The sequence below is a fragment of the Kitasatospora sp. NPDC093102 genome, assembly GCF_040683915.1.
GTDB lineage: Bacteria > Actinomycetota > Actinomycetes > Streptomycetales > Streptomycetaceae > Kitasatospora.
In genome coordinates this window covers 1-3,210 of record NZ_JBFBFA010000125.1, presented here as the reverse complement: position 1 = coordinate 3,210, position 3,210 = coordinate 1, and the positions used below count along the sequence as shown (strand labels likewise).

Below are 3,210 nucleotides of genomic sequence, written 5' to 3'. Positions count from 1 at the left end.
GCCGTCCATGAGATGAGCGCCCTGAGGGAGAAGACCCCGTCGCTCGACGAGGTCAAGAGCGTCCTGCTGCACCTCGACGAGGCCTTGGGGACGCCCGACCTCGACCGGCGCATGCGCCGTCCGGTCGTCGAGACGCTGCAGGGGCTCGTCGACGCGCTCCAGCGGATGGACGGCGTGATGGACGAGCGGCAGTCCCGTGAACTGCTCGCGCACATCGGCTACCTGGAGAGCTCCGCCGACCTCCTGGCGGCCGGCACCGGGCCGTCCATCAAGGCCGAGGTCTACGTCAACCGGCTCCGCACGCTAGCGACCGACGGCCTGACCCGTCTGTACGCGCAGGACCCGGACCACTGGATCGACCCGAATGCGCTGCAGTCGGACCTCTTCCGGATGGCGGGCCGGTCCGGGGGCGGTGCCGCCAACCCCCTGGCCGACCTGTACCAGCAGGACATCACCTTCGCCGTCAAGGCCTTCGAGAACGCACGGGCGCGGCAGGCCGGCGCGACGGCCCCGCACAACTCCCTCTTCCTGGTGCGGCAGCGCCTCGAGGCGCTCGACCGGACCCCTGAGCTGATCTCCCAGGGTCAGCTCTCCTCCGAGGAGGTCCGGCGCCGCTACGCCGACCTCAGCCCGCTGCTCAAGGAGCTCCGCGAGCTGAGCAAGGCCCAGGTGGAACTGCCGCCGCTGATCGGCCGGAGCACCAGGATTCCTCCCAAGCAACGGGAGCCACTGGCCCGGCTGTACGAGGCCAGCCTCCTGATCGGGCAGAGCGTCATGGGTGAGGTCACCGCCGAACTCACCCACCGGCAGAAGCACCTGGTGACCAACGCGAGCCACCTCCCGCTCGATCCCGAACGGTACCGGCAGCTGCTGCGCACGGTGCAGGAATCCGAACGCGAACTCGCCCTGCAGATCTGGGTCGATGCGCGAACGGAGAAGCGGATCGACCTGATGTTCAACGGGCTGGAGGGCATGGCGGACGCGCCGCCGATCCCGGGCCACAGCTTCACGGAGCTCGAACGGAGTGTGTGCCAGACCCGGGCGAGGCTCTCCAGGGCCGCCGTCAAGATCGAGCAGGTCGGCGGTGTCTGGGAGTACCTCAGTGAGATCGACCACGCCAGGCTGCCACTGTCGGTCCGTGCCTATCCCGCCGAGGAGCTCTTCTCCCGGCTGGACGTCGCCGAGGGTGCGGCCCTGGATGAGGCCGATCAGAGCATGGCACGCAAGTTGCGCGAGACCATCACCTGGTTCGACCGGCTCGGCCGCCTCACGGCCGAGGACCTGACCGAGCACCTGGCGGCGTTGCAGTCGGCGGAGTCGCTGGAGCTGATCAAGGGCGGTGGCGCCACGATGAGCGCGAGGGCCATGGAACTCCTCGCGCTCGACGCGAGAAGCCATTTGATCGGAGACGCCCGCGCGGTCCGCGAGTTCCGGGCCGAGTTGCGGGACGACGCCAGGACGGTTCTCGCGGCTTCGATCGACACATGGCTGGAGCTGACCGAGAAGCGGACGAAGCCGGGCAGCCTCCTGCTCGGGCCGCTCGTCCTCGGCGGTCCGGATCCGTACCAGTTCTTCCTCCAGACGGCCGAGGGCGTCAGGACTCTGGTGAGCACCGGCCTGCTGACAGCCGCCGACGCCGTGGAGGTCCTCCAGCTGAAGGACCCCGACGGCAGGTTCCCGAAGGCCATGTTGTCCCGGGAACCGCTGAGGACCTTCGCCACCGATCTGCTGCCCGATCTCCTCAAGCTGGTCGAGAAGGGTTCCTACAGCACCACCAGCGAGCGGGTGTTCAAGGACTTCGCGGAACGGATGACCGCGTTCGCCGGCAACGAGCCGACGGACGATCACCGGACGGCGCTCACCATCGGACTGGCGATCTACCGCGACGCCCTGCTCGCCAACGGCAAGGCCCTCGAAGACCTCAAGGAACTGCGTCCGCTCGTCGAACAGGCCGTTCTCGGGAAGCGGGATTACTACGACCAGATCTTCTACGACTCCAGCAAGGCGGAGCACTATCCCGGAGTCACACCGGACGCCGCCCAAGCGGAGCTCTGGGAGCGCATCGCGGCCCAGTACCGGGGGGCAGGCCTGGGCATGGTGCTGGACGGGCGGATCGGGCTGTCGGACCTCGCCGGTTTCTGCGGGCAAGGAGGGCTGGCGGCGGCCGCGGTCGACGGGGGGAGGGCCCATGCGGACCTCGTCGACGTCGTCATCCTCGAACGCCCCGAGACCGGTTACACCACCAAGGGCCTGAACGTGCTGGCCGGGGCCGCGCTGCGCGCGGCCGCCGAGGACCTCACCGCCCCGCAATCGACGGACCGGACCCGGCGCCGGCTCGACTTCCTGGAGTCCCAGCTGATGGAGCAGGGGCGCGACAGCGGATTGCTGGTGGAAGCGGCCGCACTGCTCCGGGACGACCTGGACTGGGCCGGCCGGACCGACCCGAGCGAGACCGACGTGCTCGAACGGCTCGACCGGATGTCAGGAGCAGGCCTGAGGCTGGTCTCCGAGGGGCTGATGGACATCGAGCAGTTCGACGCCCGGCTCGACCACCTGGCCGGGTTCCGGCACGGCGGGACCGGATCGGGGCCGGACTTCGAGACCCGGATCGAGCGCCTCCGCCGGCGCGCCGTCTACGCCTCGGTCGAGTTCGGAGTCGAGCAGGGCACCAGCATCCACCTGCTCAACGCCGGTGGCATGCTGCTGCAGCTGATCAAGGTCGCCGACGGACTCACCTCGGCCGAAGCCGGACCGTATCGGGTCGAGCCCGAAGCGCTCTTCGCACTGAAGACGCGGATGGCCGGCCTCTCGCCGGCTCCCAACGACTCCTACCTCGCCCAGGAAGGGGTCTTCGGTATGGCCGACGCGGTTCTGCGCTATCACACCGCGGACCCGGGGCCGGCGAAGGAGGCGGCGTTCGAGCAGTGGTTCATCGCGCTCGAAGGGTTCGGAATCCGTCTGCTCGACTACGATCCCGGGCTGGCCTCCTGGGCGTTCGACCACTTCCTCGACGTCGGGAAGGACCTGCCGCCGACCCATGATCTGACCAAGCGGATCGTGGCCATGAAGGCGGAGGTGAAGTCCGTCCTGGGCCACCGCGTCGGGGCGAACACCTACGGCAGCTTCTTCACCCGGGACCAGGGGGAGGTGGCGCTGCGCGGCAAGCTCGGGCTGAACGTGTCGAAGAAGACCCCTCCGAGGCCGGATGCG

1 protein-coding gene is annotated in these 3,210 nt (G+C 69.1%); it reads left to right on the top strand.

Features of this window, described 5'->3' with window-relative positions:
* Positions 1 to 12 precede the first annotated feature (12 nt).
* Positions 13 to 3,210: hypothetical protein (locus tag AB0O11_RS39220; RefSeq protein ID WP_363397383.1), on the top strand; the 3,198-nt coding region annotated here is incomplete at its 3' end.